General features: G+C 39.8%; 17 protein-coding genes. 8 read left to right on the forward strand and 9 right to left on the reverse strand.

Features of this window, described 5'->3' with window-relative positions; genetic code table 11:
* Positions 1 to 58 precede the first annotated feature (58 nt).
* From AC0VZ5_RS04750 to yegD, 3 genes are all read left to right on the forward strand, one after another.
* On the forward strand, positions 59 to 715 hold the full coding sequence (locus tag AC0VZ5_RS04750) for an HAD family hydrolase (RefSeq protein WP_178955501.1): 657 nt from the start codon (positions 59 to 61) through the stop codon (positions 713 to 715).
* 34 nt (positions 716 to 749) lie between these two features.
* The gene (locus tag AC0VZ5_RS04755) at positions 750 to 1586 is read left to right on the forward strand and encodes a DNA ligase (protein WP_178955503.1); all 837 of its coding nucleotides are present in this window, start codon (positions 750 to 752) and stop codon (positions 1584 to 1586) included.
* Positions 1587 to 1665: 79 nt separating this feature from the next.
* Positions 1666 to 3030, forward strand: coding sequence for a molecular chaperone (gene yegD, locus AC0VZ5_RS04760; RefSeq protein WP_475474477.1), 1365 nt, complete (start codon positions 1666 to 1668; stop codon positions 3028 to 3030).
* Positions 3031 to 3034: 4 nt separating this feature from the next.
* On the opposite strand, the gene AC0VZ5_RS04765 is transcribed toward yegD, so the two are convergent.
* From AC0VZ5_RS04765 to AC0VZ5_RS04775, 3 genes are all read right to left on the reverse strand, one after another.
* On the reverse strand, positions 3035 to 3499 hold the full coding sequence (locus AC0VZ5_RS04765) for a methylglyoxal synthase (RefSeq protein WP_008464686.1): 465 nt from the start codon (positions 3497 to 3499) through the stop codon (positions 3035 to 3037).
* Positions 3500 to 3514: 15 nt separating this feature from the next.
* Positions 3515 to 4147, reverse strand: a complete 633-nt coding sequence (locus AC0VZ5_RS04770; protein WP_475474478.1) for a LysE family translocator — start codon at positions 4145 to 4147, stop codon at positions 3515 to 3517.
* A 150-nt stretch (positions 4148 to 4297) separates the two neighbouring features.
* Positions 4298 to 5473 (reverse strand): multidrug effflux MFS transporter, encoded by a 1176-nt coding sequence (locus AC0VZ5_RS04775; protein WP_198522272.1) that lies wholly within the window; start codon positions 5471 to 5473, stop codon positions 4298 to 4300.
* A gap of 184 nt (positions 5474 to 5657) precedes the next feature.
* On the opposite strand from AC0VZ5_RS04775, the gene AC0VZ5_RS04780 reads away from it, so the two are divergent.
* Positions 5658 to 6131 carry a hotdog fold domain-containing protein gene (locus AC0VZ5_RS04780; RefSeq protein ID WP_008109556.1) on the forward strand — a complete coding sequence of 158 codons (474 nt, stop codon included), beginning with the start codon at positions 5658 to 5660 and terminating at the stop codon, positions 6129 to 6131.
* 84 nt (positions 6132 to 6215) lie between these two features.
* Here the strand turns inward: AC0VZ5_RS04780 and AC0VZ5_RS04785 are convergent, their stop codons facing one another.
* From AC0VZ5_RS04785 to AC0VZ5_RS04805, 5 genes are all read right to left on the reverse strand, one after another.
* Entirely contained in the window at positions 6216 to 6698 is a 483-nt protein-coding gene (locus AC0VZ5_RS04785; protein WP_178955509.1) for a bactofilin family protein, read from the reverse strand.
* The gene (locus AC0VZ5_RS04790) at positions 6688 to 7851 is read right to left on the reverse strand and encodes a M23 family metallopeptidase (RefSeq protein ID WP_475474479.1); all 1164 of its coding nucleotides are present in this window, start codon (positions 7849 to 7851) and stop codon (positions 6688 to 6690) included. The genes AC0VZ5_RS04785 and AC0VZ5_RS04790 overlap by 11 nt, the downstream gene beginning before the upstream one ends.
* A 143-nt stretch (positions 7852 to 7994) precedes the next feature.
* The gene (gene fahA / locus AC0VZ5_RS04795; RefSeq protein WP_475474480.1) at positions 7995 to 9308 is read right to left on the reverse strand and encodes a fumarylacetoacetase; all 1314 of its coding nucleotides are present in this window, start codon (positions 9306 to 9308) and stop codon (positions 7995 to 7997) included.
* A 211-nt stretch (positions 9309 to 9519) separates the two neighbouring features.
* The gene (hppD, locus tag AC0VZ5_RS04800) at positions 9520 to 10566 is read right to left on the reverse strand and encodes a 4-hydroxyphenylpyruvate dioxygenase (protein ID WP_076918939.1); all 1047 of its coding nucleotides are present in this window, start codon (positions 10564 to 10566) and stop codon (positions 9520 to 9522) included.
* Between the two features lie 512 nt (positions 10567 to 11078).
* A complete protein-coding gene (locus AC0VZ5_RS04805; protein ID WP_198522267.1) occupies positions 11079 to 12578 on the reverse strand; it encodes a peptide MFS transporter in 1500 nt (499 codons plus the stop codon).
* A gap of 743 nt (positions 12579 to 13321) precedes the next feature.
* Here AC0VZ5_RS04805 and tyrR point away from each other — a divergent pair.
* Positions 13322 to 14878, forward strand: a complete 1557-nt coding sequence (gene tyrR, locus AC0VZ5_RS04810; protein ID WP_008109548.1) for a transcriptional regulator TyrR — start codon at positions 13322 to 13324, stop codon at positions 14876 to 14878.
* Positions 14879 to 14990: 112 nt separating this feature from the next.
* Complete coding sequence (locus AC0VZ5_RS04815) at positions 14991 to 15527, forward strand: thioesterase family protein (RefSeq protein WP_008109547.1); 537 nt, start codon at positions 14991 to 14993, stop codon at positions 15525 to 15527.
* A gap of 53 nt (positions 15528 to 15580) precedes the next feature.
* On the opposite strand, the gene AC0VZ5_RS04820 is transcribed toward AC0VZ5_RS04815, so the two are convergent.
* Entirely contained in the window at positions 15581 to 16234 is a 654-nt protein-coding gene (locus tag AC0VZ5_RS04820) for an OmpW/AlkL family protein (protein WP_010391257.1), read from the reverse strand.
* A 272-nt stretch (positions 16235 to 16506) separates the two neighbouring features.
* Here AC0VZ5_RS04820 and AC0VZ5_RS04825 point away from each other — a divergent pair, with 272 nt between their 5' ends.
* Positions 16507 to 17925: an MATE family efflux transporter gene (locus tag AC0VZ5_RS04825; protein ID WP_475474481.1), complete on the forward strand. Its 1419-nt coding sequence runs from the start codon at positions 16507 to 16509 to the stop codon at positions 17923 to 17925.
* 71 nt (positions 17926 to 17996) lie between these two features.
* Entirely contained in the window at positions 17997 to 19187 is a 1191-nt protein-coding gene (gene dapE / locus AC0VZ5_RS04830; protein WP_464709467.1) for a succinyl-diaminopimelate desuccinylase, read from the forward strand.
* The last annotated feature ends 18 nt before the right edge of the window (positions 19188 to 19205 follow it).

Here is a 19205-nt window from a genome sequence, read left to right on the forward strand (position 1 = left end):
GGTGCCTAGGCACCTTTTTTATTACCTAAAGTTTAGGTTAAATAACTAGGAGAAAAGAATGTCAATTGAAGCGGTATTATTTGATATGGATGGCACTTTGGTTGACTCGGAAAGTGTGCACTATAACTGCTGGAGCCAATTACTTGCGCCTTTTGGTGTGTGTTATAAAGAAGATGATTTTTGTAGGCGCTTTTCGGGACGTCCCACTATTGACGCTGCAAAGGAAATAAAACAAGTTCATAACTTGTCTGTAAGTAGCCGCTATTTAGCGGATGAAAAATATCGCTTATTTAGTGAGTACGTTAAAATCAATTTACCGCCTTTAATGCCTTATGCTGAAAATGTTCTGTTAGCGGTTAAAGAGCAAGGTTTAAAAATGGCGTTAGTAACAGGCAGCGCAAGGCATGAAGCTGAGCCAATACTAAAAGGATTAGGGTTTTATAATTTATTCGATACCGTTGTTACTAAAGATGATGTAATTAATCCAAAGCCTGCCGGTGATCCCTACTTATTAGCACTTAAAAATATGCAGGTTGCTGCACAAAATGCGATTGCCGTTGAAGATACTTTCACCGGTGTAACCGCAGCGAATAATGCTGCTTTAGCTGTGATAGCTATCGCTAATAAACATACACAGGAGCACGACTTTAGTAAAGCAACACAGCAAATGCAAAGCTTTGAAGAATTTTGGCACTGGCTTCAATCTCAACTATAGTTTAAGCCATATTTAAATTTGCAAGGATGCAGCAATGATTAAAGCAACGCTGTTTACTTTTTTAACCCTCATTAGTTCGGGCTTATTGGCGCAATTGCCTCCAGTGCAACTTGCTAATGTTTACGATGAAACTAAGCATGAAGATATTCGTCAATATTTGGTGAGTGAAAAGTATGACGGAGTAAGAGCAATCTGGACGGGAAAGCAGTTTGTAACCCGTCAAGGCAACTCCATAAACCCGCCTAAGTGGTTTACCGCTCCTCTGCCAGACGTTTGGCTAGATGGTGAGTTATGGACCAAGCGGGGTCAATTTTCTGTACTCGGTGGTATTGTCAGAACAAAAATACCCAACGATTTGCAGTGGCAAAGTATTACTTATCAGGTATTTGATATGCCAGATGCCGGTACGCCTTTTCACCGTCGTTATCAAAATTATCTGTCACTCATTACTAAGCTAAATAGCCCCCATATTAAAGCGGTTAAGCAATATCAATTTAGCGACAACCAGCAACTCAGTGATTATTTTAATCAGGTTACTAAACAAGGCGGCGAGGGCGTTATGCTTCATTTAGCAGAGGCTAAGCATACAACTGGTCGCTCTAGTGCATTGTTAAAACTCAAGCCATATTTAGATGCCGAAGCGTTAGTAATTGAACATTTACCGGGTAAAGGTAAATACACAGGAATGCTTGGCGCATTGAAAGTACAGACAAAACAGGGGCTGATATTTTCTATTGGCACGGGTTTTAGTGATAAAGAGCGAAAGTATCCGCCAGCTATAGGCTCAACAATTACTTATCGGTACCACGGGTACACTAAAAATGGCTTGCCGCGTTTTGCCAGCTTCTTACGGGAAAGACCCGAAAAATAAAGAGTATAGGCCAATTCAGTATATATTTTTTAGCAATTATGCTAAATTGCGCGGCCTTTTTAGTGATGTTTGGTGATCTATGTTTGTTGGTTTTGATTATGGTAGTTCTAATTGTGCTATGGGTGTTTTAAACGAAGAGCGTGTTCAGCTTATTCCTTTAGAGCAAGGCAAACATTATCTTCCATCAACTTTATACACTCATCATAGCGCCTTAGTCGTTGATTTTGTTGCGCAGCACTTGCAGGGCTCAGAGCATGAGCATGCCTATAAAACCGCGCGCCAACCCTTGCTTAATACACTCCCGCGAATTAAATCAGACCTAGATCTACAAGCCGGCGACGAAACTCTATTTATTGGCCGAGAGGCGATTAGTGAATATGTGCAATTTCCTGAAGAAGGTTATTTTGTAAAATCCCCTAAATCATTTTTTGGCGCTACTGGTTTAAAGCAAGGACAAATTAATTTTTTTGAAGATATTGCCACAGCAATGATTTTAAAAATAAAACAACGTGCTGAATTATCGTTAGGGTATACGCTGAGCCAAACTGTTATTGGTCGCCCAGTGAATTTTCAAGCGGTTGGTGGTGAGCAGTCAAACCAACAAGCCGTGGGTATTTTAACACGCGCAGCAAACCGAGCCGGCTTTAAAGATGTGGAATTTTTATATGAACCACTTGCCGCCGGGATTGATTATGAAAGTGATTTAACGCAAGACCAAAAAGTGCTGGTAATAGATATTGGTGGTGGTACAAGTGACTGTTCATTTGTACAAATGGGGCCAAGTTTTAGGAATAAACAACAACGAGACGCAGACTTTTTAGCACATAGCGGAAAGCGAGTAGGCGGTAATGATTTAGATATTGCTCTGAGCTATCATGGTTTAATGCCGTTACTTGGCTTAGGCAGTACTTTTAAATCGGGTTTACCATTACCTAATCAGGCATTTTGGCAAGCATGTAAAATTAACGATGTGAATTTACAAAGCCAGTTTTATAGTGCTCAGCATTATCGTGAACTGAGTGCACAGCTACGCGATGTGAGTGCTCCCGATTTATATAAACGGCTCATCCATTTACAGCAAAATAAGCAAGGGCATCAATTAGTTCAACAAGCTGAAGCGGCAAAAATTGCACTAAGCTCGTCTGAAAACTTTAATTGTGATTTAACATTTTTAGATTCATCACTTGATAAAGATATCTCTATTAATGAATTAGCATTAGCCGTTGACGACAGTATTAGCCAAATAGTGACATTAGCAAAACAGGCCATTGCAGATGCTAACACCACCCCAGATGTAATTTATTTAACGGGTGGTAGCGCGCAATCACCACTGATCAAAGCGGCTTTAAAAACCCACTTAGGCGATATTAAAATGGTTAACGGTGATCACTTTGGCAGTGTCACCGCTGGTCTGACTAAATGGGCGAGTATGCTTTATAAATAAGCTGTTATAAGGAGATTTGTCGGGTTGCGAGGTACTTTTCGTAATCTGGCAAAGAACGCTCAAACTCGGTGTCCATAAGGGGAGAGCTTAGTAACATATCAGCGCTTACTTCATTACAAGCAACAGGAATGTTCCACACTGCGGCTAAACGAAGCAATGCTTTTACATCAGGGTCGTGCGGCTGAGATGCCAGAGGATCCCAAAAAAAGATTAACACATGAATTTCATGTTCCGCTATTTTAGCACCAAGTTGCTGATCACCCCCCATAGGTCCACTGAGTAATTGCACGACATTCAAACCGGTGGTTTTTTCTATTAAATGTCCGGTTGTACCAGTGCCGTATAGCTTATGTTTACTTAGCATTGGAGTGTGTTTTTCACACCATAATTTTAACGCGGCTTTTTTTCCATCATGTGCAACAAGGGCTATGTTTTTCTTAGCTGGAAGAGATTGTATTTTTTGGTCCATGCTGATTCTTATTAGTTAGAGTAATAAATTGATAGCCAAGGCAATAAATACAATGCCTGTGAACCTATCTATCCAAAGTTGGCTATTAGGGTGACTTTTAAAAAACTGGGCTATTTTATCGCCGAAATAAATATACGTGCAGTCGATAGGAAAAGCAAAGATTGGATACAGTAGCCCAAAAAACGCCAGCTGAAAAGTTGCAGATGACAAGCTAGGGTCTACAAATTGTGGGATAAAAGCAATAAAAAACAAAGCCACCTTAGGATTTAGTACTTCGGTCATCATAGCTTGAAACATCACGTTTTTGTTTTTACTGGTGGTAACATGAGGCTTATCTTCTTGCTCGCAAATGGGGGGCTTAAAGGTGTCTTTAAGCATCATAAACCCTAAGTAACATAAATAGGCTGCACCTGCATATTGTACGCTGGCATAGGCAGTTTCAGAGGCTTTTAAAATAGCGCTTAAACCGACAACCGCAAAAAATGTATGTACTACGCCACCTAACGCAAAGCCAAAAGCACTCTGCATACCTGCTTTTCGTCCATTAGCAAATGTTTGTGCCATTAAAAACGCGTTTGATGGTTCAGGCGCAACGGCCATTAAGAAGCTGGCGAGTAAAAATGAGAGTAAAAAGTCAGGATTGATCATTGCACTTGATTCAAAAGAGGTTGGTAGTTAATGTTATCAAGCATATAGAAAAATAAAAAGCGGGCATATTGCCCGCTTGGTAAAGAGTTTTAACTACAGTGCTAATTGCCTGTGGTGATTACTATTCACAGGCTCAGCAAACGTATTTTATTAGGCATATTTAGTATAACGAAACAGTAAGTAAGAAAAGGGAATTAATAATAAAAAGTGTGTGCCTATAAGCTCGGGTGTTGATAAATTTAAATATTGAGTAATAAATACCAATAAACTTGCTCCACTCATTTGCATCGCTCCCAAAAGAGCTGAGGCGGTGCCAGCTTGTTTAGGGAATAAACTCAAAGCACGCCCAGCAGCAGAGCCAAGTGTCAAAGCAAAACCAAAGGCTGCAATAAACATAGGGATCATTAATGCTAATGGGGTTTTATATTGGCTTAATACTAGCATCAGTAAGCCTGCACTCACTAACAACACAAGACCTGCTTTTAGAGCTCTTTTTGGTTGGCGTTTAATGTAAATAGGCATAATAAAGCTAGCAAGAATACTAAGCACTGCATTGAGCGAGAACCAAAATGTAAAGTCGGCTACGCTGCCACCTAACTCAGTAATAAGCCAACCAGGAGCCAGTGTTACAAATACTAATATAGCTGACATAGTGACCATACATAACAAGCTATTAAATAAAAATAACGGAGTTGAAATAATAGGGATAAAGCGCCTTAAATCTAAGATATGCCCTTGGTAATAGCTGTCTGCTGGCCTGGTTTCTCTAAATAGAAATAAGGTGACAATAAATCCCAATAGTGCAAAACCAGTTAAAAATAGAAAGTTCATTTGCCAACCAAACTGCACGGTTAACCAAGCACCTAAAATGGGGGCTAAAGCAGGAATAAAGCACACGATCCCGTTTAGGTAGGTAATTATTTGGCCACTGCGTTCACTACCAAACTTATCTCTTACTATTGCGAAAGCAACAACAAAGGTGGCGCATGCGCCTAACCCTTGAATTGCACGAGCAAACATCAGTATTAAAAAGCTAGGAGCATAGTATGCGCCTAATGCCGCCAGTCCATACAAAGTTACACCGGTTAAGGCTACCGGCTTACGTCCAAAACGATCAGCAAGAGGGCCTGCAATTAATTGCCCCAAACCAACAGTAAGCATAAAAATAGCCACCGTTTGCTGTACTTGTTTTTCGCTCACTGAAAATTGCTCTGCAATAGTAGGAAAGGCAGGTAAATAAATATCAATGCCCATAGGACAAAAAATGACGAGTAACGCTAAGATCAGTAATAAAATTAAGTTTGGTTTAGCGGGCTGTGTTTGCATCAGGTCTCCTTTTGTCGGTATTTTAAGTGGCGACTGATGAAAAAGAAAGGGCTTATGACCGATGCATCAGACATGTTACCTACTTTTAACTTTATTATGATTATTTTTGTTTAAGTATCACACTTCTTTAAACTGATCCGATGTGTTAATTTGCTTTTTAAGCAAAGACAATGGAAAAACAATAATGAGTAATGAGTCTGCATTAATAAAAACGTGGCATAAATTTAAAAAGCTGCCGTTTGGTAACTGGCTGTTTAGTAAAGCCGTATGTTTTAAAGCGCCTTACTTTGGCTCTATGAAACCTACTATTTTAGATTTAAAAGCAGGGCACTGTAGTGCTGTGGTTAAAAACACACGCCGTGTACACAATCACATTGGCACTATTCACGCTATCGCACAATGTAATTTGGCTGAGCTGTGTGCGGGGGTGATGGTTGATGCAACGGTACCTTATAAAACCCATCGTTGGATCCCTAAGGGAATGACAGTACAGTACCTGGCTAAGGTAGACACTGATGTTACTGCTATCGCTGAGATTGACTTGCCTCATCAATGGATTGATAAAGAAGATTTAGTCGTACCGGTAAAGCTTTACAATACGCGTAACGAACTGGTTTTTACCGCAGACATAACCATGTATATAACACAGAAAAAGTAAGTGTATAAGCCGCTAACGGGATTTTAAAGAGGTGATTAATGGTTTAGCCAAACAGGCAGGCTAAACCATTATAAACTAATGTAGCTAGCTTTTAGCTGCAGGCTGCTTATTTACAAACGAAAGCCCACTATCTTCATTATCAACAATGGCTTTTACATCGTGAACCGGTTTTGGCTTATCTTTGGTATGTTCAATGACTTCTTTTTCAAAGCGTTGCTTTAAACTGCCTTCAATAATAGCACCTGCTTCTATGCTCAGGGTGTCGTGAAAAATATCGCCAAGTACATGAGCATTATTTTCAATTTTTACTTCACTTGCATTTAAAGAGCCTATAATTTTACCTTTAACAACAACACTACTTGCCTCAACAACGCCTTCAACAACACCTGAGGTGCCTATTACTAAATGTTCGGCTTTAATGTCACCGTCGATTCGTCCGTCGAGCTGCACTTCGCCTTGGCTTACTAAAGAGCCCGTTATACGCACATCGTTAGAAATGATTGAGGGAGTGTGACTCACTCGCTTAATGGATGAGTCTGTTTTTACTTGTTTATTTTTACCAAACACGAGAAAGCGCCTTTGTTATTTTTAGTGGATTGACATGCTTGTCGTCTATTAATACTTCATAGTGTAAATGAGTACTTGTACTTCTTCCGGTACTGCCCATTAAGCCAATGACATCGTGCTTTGTGATCGCTTGACCTTTTTTAACATTAATTTTGTTTAAGTGACCAAAGCGCGTTACAACACCGTTTTTATGCTCTAACTCTATAAAGTTACCATACCCGCCATTACGGCCTGCACGAAGAACAATGCCATCGGCAGGGGCAAAAATTTCTGTTTTATGCCACCCAGCTAAGTCGATACCTTTATGAAAAGCGCGCCTTTTATTCATTGGGTCTTTTCTAAGCCCAAAATTACTAGAAATGTAATACTTAGCAGCAGGCAGAGGCAGAGTGTTTGGCAACGCCGTTAAAAAGCTCTCAAGCTGGTTTAACAGCAATAACTTATCGGCAATGGCAAGAAAAGTACTTGGTATTTTACTTTCATCGAGTATATCTAGCGGGCCACCTTGCGCCGTTGTTTGTGTGCTTAATGTTAGATGTTGCGCCAGTGCACTCTCAAGAACCGTGCCTTGAAGTATTTCTATAATCGCATTGTGCCGTTGATTAATCTGCGTAGCCAATAACGTGAAATTAGTATCGTATTGCTGATTTAGCATGATGTAGCGCTGCTCAAAACTGGTTAAACTGTTTTGTGCATGCTTATTTTGTGTTTTATCTTCTTCGAGCGGCTCATGAAATTCGCTTTCGTTCTCATTAATAGGAGAAGATTCAAGCTCACCCTCTAATTTTATTACATCTTTGCTGATAGAAGCTGGGAGTGATTCAATCATACCTTGTAATAAAGCTTGTTTTTGTTCTAGTTCAGCTAACTGCTCTTGTTGCAATGCGTAGCGTTGTTGCTGTTGCTTTACTTTTTGTTGCCATTGTACTTGCTTATCAAGCTGAGTTTGCTCGATATGAGAAATTTGGTGTGTTTGCATGTAAACACGGATACTCGAAATACTGATCCATGCAATAGCAATGAAAATAATAGCAAGCACAGAAACCTGTAACCAAGGCGCCAAAACAACATGCTTTACTTCACCATTTTGGCGAATAAGCAGCTGACGAGCTGGAAAATGCTTATGAAAGAAAGATTTTATAAATACAGGCATGTTACATATACACTGGCTATTAACGGATTTAAGATAGCAATTTGAACTAAAAAAGCCAGAAAAAAATTGTAACTTCGGCTTAATTAATAAAAAAGGGCGGCTTATTCAGCAACCCTTTCTTATTAGTTTATTGATTTTATGTATTATTTTGCTGGTAGTATGGTGCTCTCCACTGAGCCAAAGCCAATTCGTGCAAAGCCTTCTTTTTCACACCAGCCACGCATTATAACGTTGTCGCCGTCTTCCAAGAAGCTACGCTGTTCGCCGTTGCTTAAAGTTATTTTTTCTTTGCCACCACGAGAAAGCTCAAGTAATGAACCCGCTTCTTCATGAGTAGGTCCTGATTGCGTGCCAGAGCCCAGCATATCGCCTGGCATAAAGTTACAACCGTTTACGGTATGGTGAGTTACCATTTGCGCTACAGTCCAGTATGAGTGCTTAAAGCTAGACTTAGACACTTGAGTTGGGTTGTAGCCTTCATCACGCATTTTTTGCGTTTGAATTTTAACATCCATTTGAATATCAAATGCGCCTTGATCACGGTTAGCCATTGATTCTAAGTACTCTAGTGGCTGTGGATCGTTTTCATCACGCGTCCAACTTGTTCTGTATGGTGCAAGTGCTTCGGTGGTTACAATCCACGGAGACACGGTTGATGCGAAGTTTTTAGCTAAGAATGGACCCAGTGGTTGGTATTCCCATGCTTGTAAGTCACGTGCTGACCAATCGTTGAAAACACAAAAGCCGAATACATGCTTTTCAGCATTTTCAATTGCAATAGCATCGCCAAGCTCATTACCCTTACCTAGATAAATACCTAGTTCCAGCTCGTAGTCAAGGCGCTTACATGGACCAAATGAAGGAACTTCTGCATCTGGCGCTTTAGTTTGTCCTTTAGGGCGATGAAACTGCTGCCCAGACACGCCAATGGAAGATGAGCGACCATGATAACCAATCGGCACCCATTTGTAGTTTGGTAGTAAGGGGTTATCGGGACGGAATAAACTTCCTACGGCAGTCGCATGATAAATTGATGTATAAAAGTCAGTGTAATCGCCAATGCGACACGGTAGAGCAAATTCAATTTCGGTTTGTGGTATAAGCGCTTGTGCTAGTTGCTCTTGATGAGCAGAGCCTTCACGTAATGCTTTAGACAGTGCTAAACGAAGCGCTGACCAATATTGCTCACCTAATCCCATAAACTCGTTCAAAGTCGGATTACTTGCAGATGAAACGGCTGTTTGGGCGTCACCTGAAAAAATACCGAGTTCATTTACTTTTGCTAAATCAATAACCTGATCGCCAATGGCAACAGCACCACGAAAAGCTTCATTGCTATTTTTGCGACGTACTTCTGCAAAAGGTAGGTTTTGAATAGGGAAGTCACATTGTGCATCATTTGCTGATGCTACCCAGCTAGTTAAATTTATATCATGGGTTTCGTTAATTAAACTCATTACATTTCCTTTGGTTTAGTTGGTCGCGCTTATCAGTATAAATATCAATTTATTAAATAAGAATATAGCACCCGTTAATTTCATCTATTACTTAGCTATATGGTGATGAAAAGCGCGATTTAAACACACAGAGAGATAGTTTTACCTCTCAATTACGATTAAACGACAAAAAGCAGCGAAATACGCTGCTTTTTAAAGTCACTTTATTTGCTTATAAAACGCCGCGGCGTTCTTGATCTCGCTCGATTGATTCGAATAGCGCTTGGAAGTTACCTTCACCAAAGCCGCCATCATCAACTCGTTGAATCATTTCAATGAAGATAGGACCAAATAAGTTTTTAGAGAAAATTTGCAGTAAATAGCAATCTTCGCTTTGGCTATCAACAAGGATTTGATGTTCACGGATTTTTTCTTTGTCTTCTTTAACCCATGGAACACGGTCAAAAATAGTATCGTAGTACTCTGGAATAATATCTAAAGTAGCGATAGTCGATTTATCAAGCTTATCTAGTGAGCTTACTAAGTCGTCAGTTAAGAACGCTAAATGCTGCACACCTGGGCCATTGTATTCACCTAGGTATTCATCAATTTGGTTATTGTCGTTGCCTTTACCTTCATTGATTGGAATAGAGAAGGTACCGCATGGTGATTTTAATGCATATGAAAGCAGGGCTGTTTTCTGGCCCTTAATATCAAAGTAACGTACTTCGGTAAAACCAAACACGTCTTTGTAAAAGTTAGCCCATGTTTCCATAGTACCTTTATATACGTTGTTGGTTAGGTGGTCGATACGTAAGAAGCCTTTACTCTCTACTTTGTTTGGCTCGCTCAGATCTTCGAAATCATTATCGTAGATAGAGCCTTTATCTCCAAATTGTTCAATAAAGTAAATTAAGCTATCGCCAATGCCGTAAATAGCAGGGTACGGTAAGTCTTTATTAGCTGCATCAGTAGCTGGCTTAGCGCCGCGCTCAACCGCTGCTTCAAACGCTGCTTGAGCGTTCTCTACACGCCAGCCCATAGAACAAATTGCTGGGCCGTGGTTTTTAGCAAACTCAGCTGAAAAGCCGTCGCGTTCATTATTTAGTAAAAAATGAATATCGTTTTGGTTGTAATAAACAATGTCTTTACCTTTGAATTTTTTTAATTTTGAAAAACCAAAATCGGTAAACACTTTGTCCATGTAATCGGCATCGGGTGTTGCGTATTCAGTAAACTCAATACCAACCAAACCTAAAGGATTATTTACTTCACTCATTATAATTACTCCCGCAATTAAGCACTGCGATTATTAGTTATCGTATTGCCTGCATGATTAACTAGATTACTGCTTTGGGGAAGAGGGTGTTGTGATTTAGTAAATAGCGCGTGTGTAAATTTTACGGGACGGTTAGCAAAGCATGACATTTATTTACATACGAGCCTAGGTAAGTAAAAATTAGTTAGCTCGAATAATGTATGGGATTTAAATTTAAGTTACTGATTTAATTTGTTTTACATTTATTTTTTTATCTATTTTCTTAGTTCTTATACACTAAAAAAAGAGTGGTTTTTGTATTTTATTGTTTACACTCAACCTGAGCTTAGCTGCTTACGACATTAACAAAACAATAGATACTGAGGGTTTGATTCACTAACTCCACTTATTGTGTAGTATGTATTACGCTGTAACAAATAGGTTAGCCATAAAAATACCCCCTGCAGTTAGCTGCAGGGGGTATTTAATATCATTAGTCAAAGCGCATAATTACGCGTTGTGATTAATTTAAATTATTGGGCTGGTGAGGTTTGCTCTAAACCTTGTTTTTCCCATACCTTAGCTTTGAAGCTCATCAGTACTAAGATGATACCTACACCGATACTAAATAATGCAATTTGTAAGTAAAGGTTAGGAATTTCTGCAACATTGTTAGGATCAAAGTTACCAGCAAGTAAGCCTGAAATTACGTTACCAATTGAGTATGTAAGTACAAATACACCCATCATTTGACCCGTATAGCGACGAGGAGATAATTTACTTACCGCACTCAATGCAACTGGGCTTAAACAAAGTTCACCCACTGTATGTAAGAAATACGTTGTAACCAGCCAGTAAGGAGCTACTTTTAAGCCTTCAGCTGCGTAATGGGCTGCCATGAACATAACTAAAAAGCCTGAAGCCATAATAACTAAGCCCAATGCACATTTTACGCTATAAGTAGGCGATACCATTTTCTTAGATAAATTAATCCAAAGAGCGGCAAAGAATGGTGATAGGGCAATAATGAATAACGAATTTAGAGATTGGAACCAAGTCGTTGGAATTTCAAATGTGCCAATAAGACGGTCTGTGTAGTCACGAGCAAATAGGTTTAATGAAGAGCCCGCTTGTTCAAAGCCAGACCAAAAACACGCAGAAGCAACACAAACTAAAAACAGCGCCCACATTCTTTGCTTTTCAGCGTCGGTTAGTTTGCCTTTAAAATAAACAAGGCCAAAGTAGATGAAAAAGATAACAGTAAATACAACTGCTGTGTAACCTGCAACAATAGTCGGGTTAATAACTATAGCGCCTGTCATCGCAGCAGCAGTCACGCCGGCAACAACAATTACAAACGCAGCAATACCGCCCCATGCGCGTGAAGCACCTTTAGGGCTTAATGGATTCGCAGGTAACGAGCTATGTTCTGGTAAGTTATTAAGTGTACGTTTGTACTGCACTAAACCAATAGCCATACCTACAGCAGCTGCACCAAATGCCCAGTGCCAGCCTACGTTTTCCATAAAGTAACCACAAACGTAGTAACCAATTAAAGAACCTAAGTTAATACCCATGTAGTAAATAGCGTAACCACCGTCACGGCGTTCATCTTCGTCAGTATAAAGCTGACCAACCATGGCACTGATATTAGGTTTAAGTAAACCAGTACCCGTTGCGACAAAGATTAAACCAATGAAAAAAGAATATTCATGCGGAACGGCTAAAATAATGTGGCCACACATGATGATGATACCGCCGTACCATACTGCTTTTTGACCACCAAATAATCTATCTGCTAACCAGCCACCAGGTAAACCTAAAAAGTACACTGAACCTGTGTATAAGCCATAAATTGCAGCAGCAGAAGCAACGGTAAATCCTAGGCCTTCTTGTTGTAAACTTGCTGTCATAAATAATACGAGCATAGCTCGCATACCGTAATAACTCATTCGCTCCCACATTTCTGTGAAAAATAGGGTCGAAAGTCCTTTAGGGTGACCAAACCAGCCACTGTCAGAATTTGAACTCATATTTACTTCCTAATTCATTATTGTTTTGATGACCTTGTGGTTTTTTATTTAGCTAAATTGGTACTTTTTAAAAGTATAATAAATGCTCGATCATCAGTGTTTTTTATGCAGCTAAGGTAATGGTTTGCTAAACGCAGCTATACGTTTAGGTAAGAGTCACACCCTTATCCTAGTTACAATTGCGCCTAAGTATACATAGACCTTTGTACGAGGGGAAGCGTTGAGCGCGCTATCACACATCCGTTATGTAATTGTTAAATACTAGGCGCTAAAACCCTGGTTGTTGCGATAAACACTTAAGCTTATCAAAAAAGATATTTAACAACACAAGTAATATTGTCTTTGCAAAGCTAGCTTTTAATTGGTTTTAAGCTCTATCGAAAACATATAAAACCGCTTTATTTACCAGGGGTTACAGGTACCAAGTTATTCAACAACAGTTAACCTTTAGTACTTTATTTTAATAATCACCGTTTAGATTAAACATGAATAAATATTAGCGTTTGCACAGCAATGATTAGCTCATTGCAGAATATAATTTATACAAAGTTAGCTTGGCTATATTTACAAGTAATAACCCCGAGTTTTAGTAAACAGCTAAGATAAATATTTTAAGTGTTTGAAAAAGCGCTCTAGGGAGTAAAAAAACATTTTTCGTCCAAATTTCTTTACAATAAACTATGCTGATAATCATAGTTAGCGTATTATTCACGCCAATTAGTTTTTTCCTTACCTGAGGGTGTATGCGTTTAGATATTCACTGTGCAGACCGAGTTGGTATTGCTCAAGAGATTCTTAATATTTTAGTTAGCTACAATGTTGACTTGAAAGGAATTGAAGTCGACTCAGTTAATTGTCGTATGTATGTGAGCTTTCCTGAAATTGAATTTGAACAATTTCAAAAAATTATGCCTTCAATTCGATTGATTGATGGTGTTCATGATGTACGTACCACCGCGTTTTTACCTTCTGAACGTGAGCACAATGAATTAAACACCTTATTAAGAGCACTGCCAGATGGTGTTATATCTATTGATGCTAAAGGCTGGGTGCGTTTGTGTAACGACGCGGCGTGTAAAGACTTACAGCTAACAGAAAAAGAAGTCATTGGCGCCAATATCAATAATTTACTTAAAGGTTTTAATTTTACCCGTTGGTTAGAAGGCAAAGAAGTACTTGGGCAAACTACCCGTGTAGAAGTGGCAGGTGAAGACTTTATTGCCGATATTTTACCTATTGCTGTACCACAAGGCAGTGAGGGGGATGTGTTAGCGGGTGCGGTAATTAATATAAAATCGCAAAGCCGTCTAGGTCAACAAGTAAGTGCGTTTAGACGCTATGGCCAAGAAAGCTTTGCGACAATTCACAATTTTAGTACGGCGATGCGTCGTGTTGTACGCGAAGCGCGAAAAATGGCGCAACTTGAAGCCCCTATTCTTATCACCGGTGAAACCGGCACAGGTAAAGAGTTATTAGCGCGAGCTTGTCACTATGCATCTAACCGCTCAGTAAAACCGTTTATTGCTTTATCGTGTGCCTCGTTACCAGATGATGTTGCCGAGTCAGAACTTTTTGGTTACGCCGGATATGAAGAAAATGCAGCGCCTAAACGCGGTGTACTTGAACAAGCGGATGGTGGAACAGTATTTTTAGATGAAGTGGGTGAAATGTCGACTCAGCTCCAAACTAAATTACTGCGCTTTTTACAAGACGGTACGTTTCGAAAAGTAGGCGACGAAAACGAAGTTAAAGTAAATGTTCGCATAGTTGCTGCTACCCAAAAAGATTTACCTGCAATGGTGCAAGAAGGCGTATTTAGAGAAGACTTATACTATCGCATTAATGTATTAACGTTAGAAATTGCACCACTGAGAGATCGTAAAGCCGATGTTGGCCCACTTGCTGAACACTTTATTCAAAAATATGCGCAGCAAAATGGCCATACTGTGCCTGAGCTATCTGAAGAATGTTTAACGTTTTTACAAGATTACCCATGGCCAGGTAATGTGCGCCAATTAGAAAATGCTATTTACCGTGCGGTATCCTTGTTAGAAGACAGTGAATTGCGAGTTGAGCATTTACAACTGCCGACCTTTACCCATGATTTAGGCTATTTAGAGTCTGATTTTGAGGGCTCGCTTGATCAAGCGGTTAAGCGTTTTGAAGCTACCTTATTGCGTAAGCTTTATCCAGCTTATCCAAGTTCACGTCAGTTAGCTAAGCGCCTAGGGCTGAGTCATACAGCAGTAGCTAATAAACTACGTGATTACGGTATTAATCGTAAAACGGTTAAAGTTTAAAGATAGATATTAAAACAACCTTTCTTAGTGATTGACCCCTTGGTGTAAAAATACCCTAGGGGATCAATTGCTATGATACACTCACAAAAAACAAACTGGTAAGACCTCTACTGTGAACTTATATTTTAGACTGCTGCTATTATTTTTCAAAATTAAACGTAATCGTGATTATCAATCGTTGTTAGACACGGTTGATATAGACTACAAAGCACTGCCAAGTGACTGTGATATTAATTTACACTTAACTAATTCACGCTATTTAGCAATGATGGATTTATCGCGCACATGGATGACCGAGCGAGTTGGTTTACTAAAGCAAATAATGAAGCGTCGTTGGTTTCCTATTGTTAATGCAACCGCCATTACTTATATCCGTGATATTAAGCCTATGCAGCGCTTTACCATTAGTACCCGTTTAGTCGGCTGGGATCATAAATACTTTTATATTGAACAAAAATTTCATTCAGAGCGTGGCTTACATGCAATTGCCTATGTACGTGGCGTATTTAAAAGTAAAAAAGGGGTGGTAAGCGTTGAGCATATGCTGGAGGTTGCTGGTTTTGAAGGCGTAGCACCTATTTTACCGGCAGAAATAATTCATTGGAAAGAAATGCTTGAGCAAAAAAAAGTAAATAACTTACCTCGTTAATTACACGCAAAAAAAAAGGCCTTACGGCCTTTTTAACACACACATAATCGTTATTAAAACGAGTATTTAAGACCAAACATAGCTACAACAGGGTCAAGTGACACGGTTGAAGTTAATGCTTTTGCGCCATTAGCATATACAGTCGCATCAGTATCAATATCCATGATAGATACCATAGCGTGTAGGCCCCATTTCTCATCAATCTTGTAGTTAGCACCTACTTGAGCAACAAAACCAAATGAATCATCTAGTTTTACTTCCACGTCGTCAGTATTTAAAGTTGCTTTAAGTGCTGCAGAAGGCTGCTCGTCAAAGAACGTCGTATAGTTAATACCTACACCAACAAATGGACGAAGTGCGTAGCTGCTGTCTAAAAAGTGGTATTGTGCAACCAGTGATGGTGGTAAATGTTTAATGTCGGCAATTTTATTACCAGCTAAACCGCCTGTACCTTCTACATCATGAGAGAATGGCGTTGCTGCAATAAGCTCTAACACCCATTGGTCGTTAAATGCATAATCTACAGTAATACCTAACTGAGTATTTGAATCACCTTTTAAACCAAGAGTAGGTGCTTCGTTAATCTTTGAGCCATCGTTATCAGGGTTAACATTAATTGCGCCAACATTAACGCTAAAGTTAGCGTGTGCTGCAGGAGAAAGAGCTAGTAAAGAAGTAAGTATTGCAATGCTTAGTTTAGTTTTCATGTTGTTCTCCGTGAACTACTGTGTGACTATTTGTTGATTGAGGCTATTATCGCTCGAGTTTAAAAATAAAAACCTGTTCTAGATCAAAGTTTCAAAAGCGTATAAGTAAAGAGCCTCTATTTATTGATTTAGATTAAACTTTTACTTATTTAGTGCTCAAAAATTATTGACTGATCACTTAATACCCGCCGTAAACGAAGTATTCAGAATATAATCAGCTAGTTTTGTTAAACTAAGGCTATGTTCACGGTTTAATAAAAGTAAGCGGCCTCATGACTCCCTCTGGTCAACTATTTCTTCAAGGCTCTATTGCCAAAGCGCTATTAAAATTAGGCATTCCTATTATCCTCATTAATATTTTGCAGTCTGCTTATCAGCTTACAGATGCTTTTTGGGTTGGCCGTTTAGGGGCTGCGCAAGTGGCTGCTGTATCGATTAGTATGCCTGTCACATTTTTAGTTATTGCGATAGGTTCAGGATTTGCTATGGCTGGGGCGATTTTATCGGCCCAATACATGGGGGCAGGACAACAAGATAAGGTTAACCATGTTGCCGCGCAAACGGTGTTAATGGTGACATTAGTTGCACTATTACTTGGGTTACTAGGCTATGCATTATCACCTTATTTTTTAACCTTACTGGGGGTTGAAGCGGCCGTATATAGTGATGCACTTAAGTTTATGCATGTATCTTTTATTAGCGTTATTTTTGTGTTTATTTATGCCATGTTTCAATCGCTGATGCGGGGTATAGGGCAAACGAAGGTGCCGTTAATTATAGTCAGCACAACCGTGTTACTTAACTTTATACTCGATCCGTTATTCATATTTGGCTATGGTCGTTTTGAGGGGCTTGGTGTGATGGGCGCTGCGCTAGCAACATTGGTTACACAGAGCTTAGCGGCGCTTGCGGGCATCATTATTTTTTTACGTGGTCGTCATGGTATTCAATTACAGCTAAAAAGCTTTTACCCCGATTGGCACTATATTAAGCGCGCTTTTTTCTTGGGAGCGCCTGGCTCTATTGAATTATCGACACGTGCATTTGGTTTGATCATAATGTCATTTCTAGTTGCCAGCTTTGGTACTACGACAATTGCTGCTTATGGTGTTGGCTCTAATATTTTGCAAATGGTAATGATCCCCGCTATGGGCTTATCAATGGCGGTATCAACCTTGGTTGGGCAAAATATGGGGGCTGGTAATATCAAGCGGGCTGAGCAGATCACTAAACTTGCTAGTGTGTGGGGCTTGTTAGGGCTCTCATGTGTTGGCGCCATTGCATATTTATACGCAGATTCATTAGTTGCATTTTTTATTCCTGACGATAATGACGTTATTACTAATGGGGCGCAGTTTATTCAAGTAATGTGCTTAAGTTGGGGTGGAATAGGGGTGCAACTTTGTATTGTTGCTGCTTTTCGTGCCTCAGGTAATATGCTCAATGCAATGGTTATCGCGTTATTATCACAATGTGTAGTGCAGTTCCCTGCCGCTTATATTCTTTCTAATCATACTGAGCTTGGCGATCAAGGCATTTGGTATTCTTTTGCAATTACTAACATAACCATCGCATTGATAGCATTTGCATGGTTTATGCGTGGCTCTTGGAAAAAAACCAAGTTAACTAAAGAAGATAAGCACATAGTACAGGTTACACGAGAAACATTAATAGAAGAGGGCGCACATTAGCTAGTAAATTCATAATGCGGTCATAAAAAGTCGTTGTAATAAATACACTGCTAAAACGAGGTGTGTTTATTATGACAAAAGCTATCAATACAAAAGCACAAGCGCCGTACTTAACTATTGCACAGTTAAAAACAGTGAGTCACTTACAAACTCTGATCCGATTTAAATCGATTACTCCTAATCCAGCTGGTGGCATTGAGTGGCTTGCGAACCACCTTACTGAGTTAGGCTTTAGTACAGAGCAATTTAGTTCTAATAATGTGACAAACTTAATTGCAAAAATAACCTTTGGGGCAGGCCCCGTGGTGGCATTTTCTGGGCATATTGATGTGGTACCCGCAACGCAAGGTGGCTGGTTAGCCGATCCGTTTGGTGGACACATAATTAACGATGCAATTTATGGGCGTGGTGCCGCCGATATGAAAGGAGGCATTGCCGCGATGCTTAGTGCAACGCAGACGTTAATAAACAGCGCGCAGCAAAAGCAGGGAACATTATTTTGGCTGATCACCTCAGATGAAGAAGGTGAGGCGGAGCATGGCTCTGTGCTGATTGCCAAGCGATTAGCACAACAGGGCGTTGTGCTTGATGGCTGTATTGTTGGTGAGCCAACCAGCCACCTGCAGGTAGGTGACACTATAAAAAATGGTCGACGTGGAGCCTTATCTGCGCGATTAACTATTCAAGGAAAGGCTGGGCATGTAGCCTATCCTGAGAATACCATTAATGCTGCGCACATCAGTGCTGAAGTGGTTAACAGGCTCACACAAATAGACTGGCCTTTAGATGAACTTAGTTCAAAAACAACGCTGCAAGTCACCGGTATTAATATTGATAATGTGCTAGATAACCTCGTGCCAGCTCAGTGTGATATTACTTTTAATATTCGCTATAGCCATGGGTATAAAAGTAAACATGTTAAGCAACGTGTGTTTGCTGCACTGAAGGATTTCAGCGAGCATTTGGTTATACAGTGGGAGCGTCCATGTGAACCCTATTATACAAGCCATAAGATTGAGAGTTGCTTACTCGCTCAGTTAGAGCAGGCAATTTTTAAAGTGACGGGGAATTATCCTTTATTAAGCACCAGTGGTGGGACGTCGGACGGACGATTTTTTGCACAGCAAAAAACACAAGTCATAGAGTGTGGGGTACGAAACCATAGTATTCATCAGGTTAATGAACATGTACCGATTTGCGACTTGTTAGAAATAGAAAAGATTTATACGCAATTACTCGATGGTATTTTTACTCAGCCTTGAAGTATTAATAACTATTAA

Source organism: Pseudoalteromonas sp. QJM3NY_12 (assembly GCF_056173165.1).

Excerpts from the sequence above, each read along its gene's own strand:
- tyrR (WP_008109548.1), top strand. The coding sequence starts at position 13,322 with ATGCGTTTAGATATTCACTGTGCAGACCGAGTTGGTATTGCTCAAGAG.
- AC0VZ5_RS04775 (WP_198522272.1), bottom strand. The coding sequence starts at position 5,473 with ATGCAAACACAGCCCGCTAAACCAAACTTAATTTTATTACTGATCTTA.
- hppD (WP_076918939.1), bottom strand. The coding sequence starts at position 10,566 with ATGAGTGAAGTAAATAATCCTTTAGGTTTGGTTGGTATTGAGTTTACT.
- AC0VZ5_RS04825 (WP_475474481.1), top strand. The coding sequence starts at position 16,507 with ATGACTCCCTCTGGTCAACTATTTCTTCAAGGCTCTATTGCCAAAGCG.
- dapE (WP_464709467.1), top strand. The coding sequence starts at position 17,997 with ATGACAAAAGCTATCAATACAAAAGCACAAGCGCCGTACTTAACTATT.
- AC0VZ5_RS04770 (WP_475474478.1), bottom strand. The coding sequence starts at position 4,147 with ATGATCAATCCTGACTTTTTACTCTCATTTTTACTCGCCAGCTTCTTA.
- fahA (WP_475474480.1), bottom strand. The coding sequence starts at position 9,308 with ATGAGTTTAATTAACGAAACCCATGATATAAATTTAACTAGCTGGGTA.
- AC0VZ5_RS04765 (WP_008464686.1), bottom strand. The coding sequence starts at position 3,499 with ATGGACCAAAAAATACAATCTCTTCCAGCTAAGAAAAACATAGCCCTT.
- AC0VZ5_RS04780 (WP_008109556.1), top strand. The coding sequence starts at position 5,658 with ATGAGTAATGAGTCTGCATTAATAAAAACGTGGCATAAATTTAAAAAG.
- AC0VZ5_RS04820 (WP_010391257.1), bottom strand. The coding sequence starts at position 16,234 with ATGAAAACTAAACTAAGCATTGCAATACTTACTTCTTTACTAGCTCTT.
- AC0VZ5_RS04790 (WP_475474479.1), bottom strand. The coding sequence starts at position 7,851 with ATGCCTGTATTTATAAAATCTTTCTTTCATAAGCATTTTCCAGCTCGT.
- AC0VZ5_RS04750 (WP_178955501.1), top strand. The coding sequence starts at position 59 with ATGTCAATTGAAGCGGTATTATTTGATATGGATGGCACTTTGGTTGAC.
- yegD (WP_475474477.1), top strand. The coding sequence starts at position 1,666 with ATGTTTGTTGGTTTTGATTATGGTAGTTCTAATTGTGCTATGGGTGTT.
- AC0VZ5_RS04755 (WP_178955503.1), top strand. The coding sequence starts at position 750 with ATGATTAAAGCAACGCTGTTTACTTTTTTAACCCTCATTAGTTCGGGC.
- AC0VZ5_RS04805 (WP_198522267.1), bottom strand. The coding sequence starts at position 12,578 with ATGAGTTCAAATTCTGACAGTGGCTGGTTTGGTCACCCTAAAGGACTT.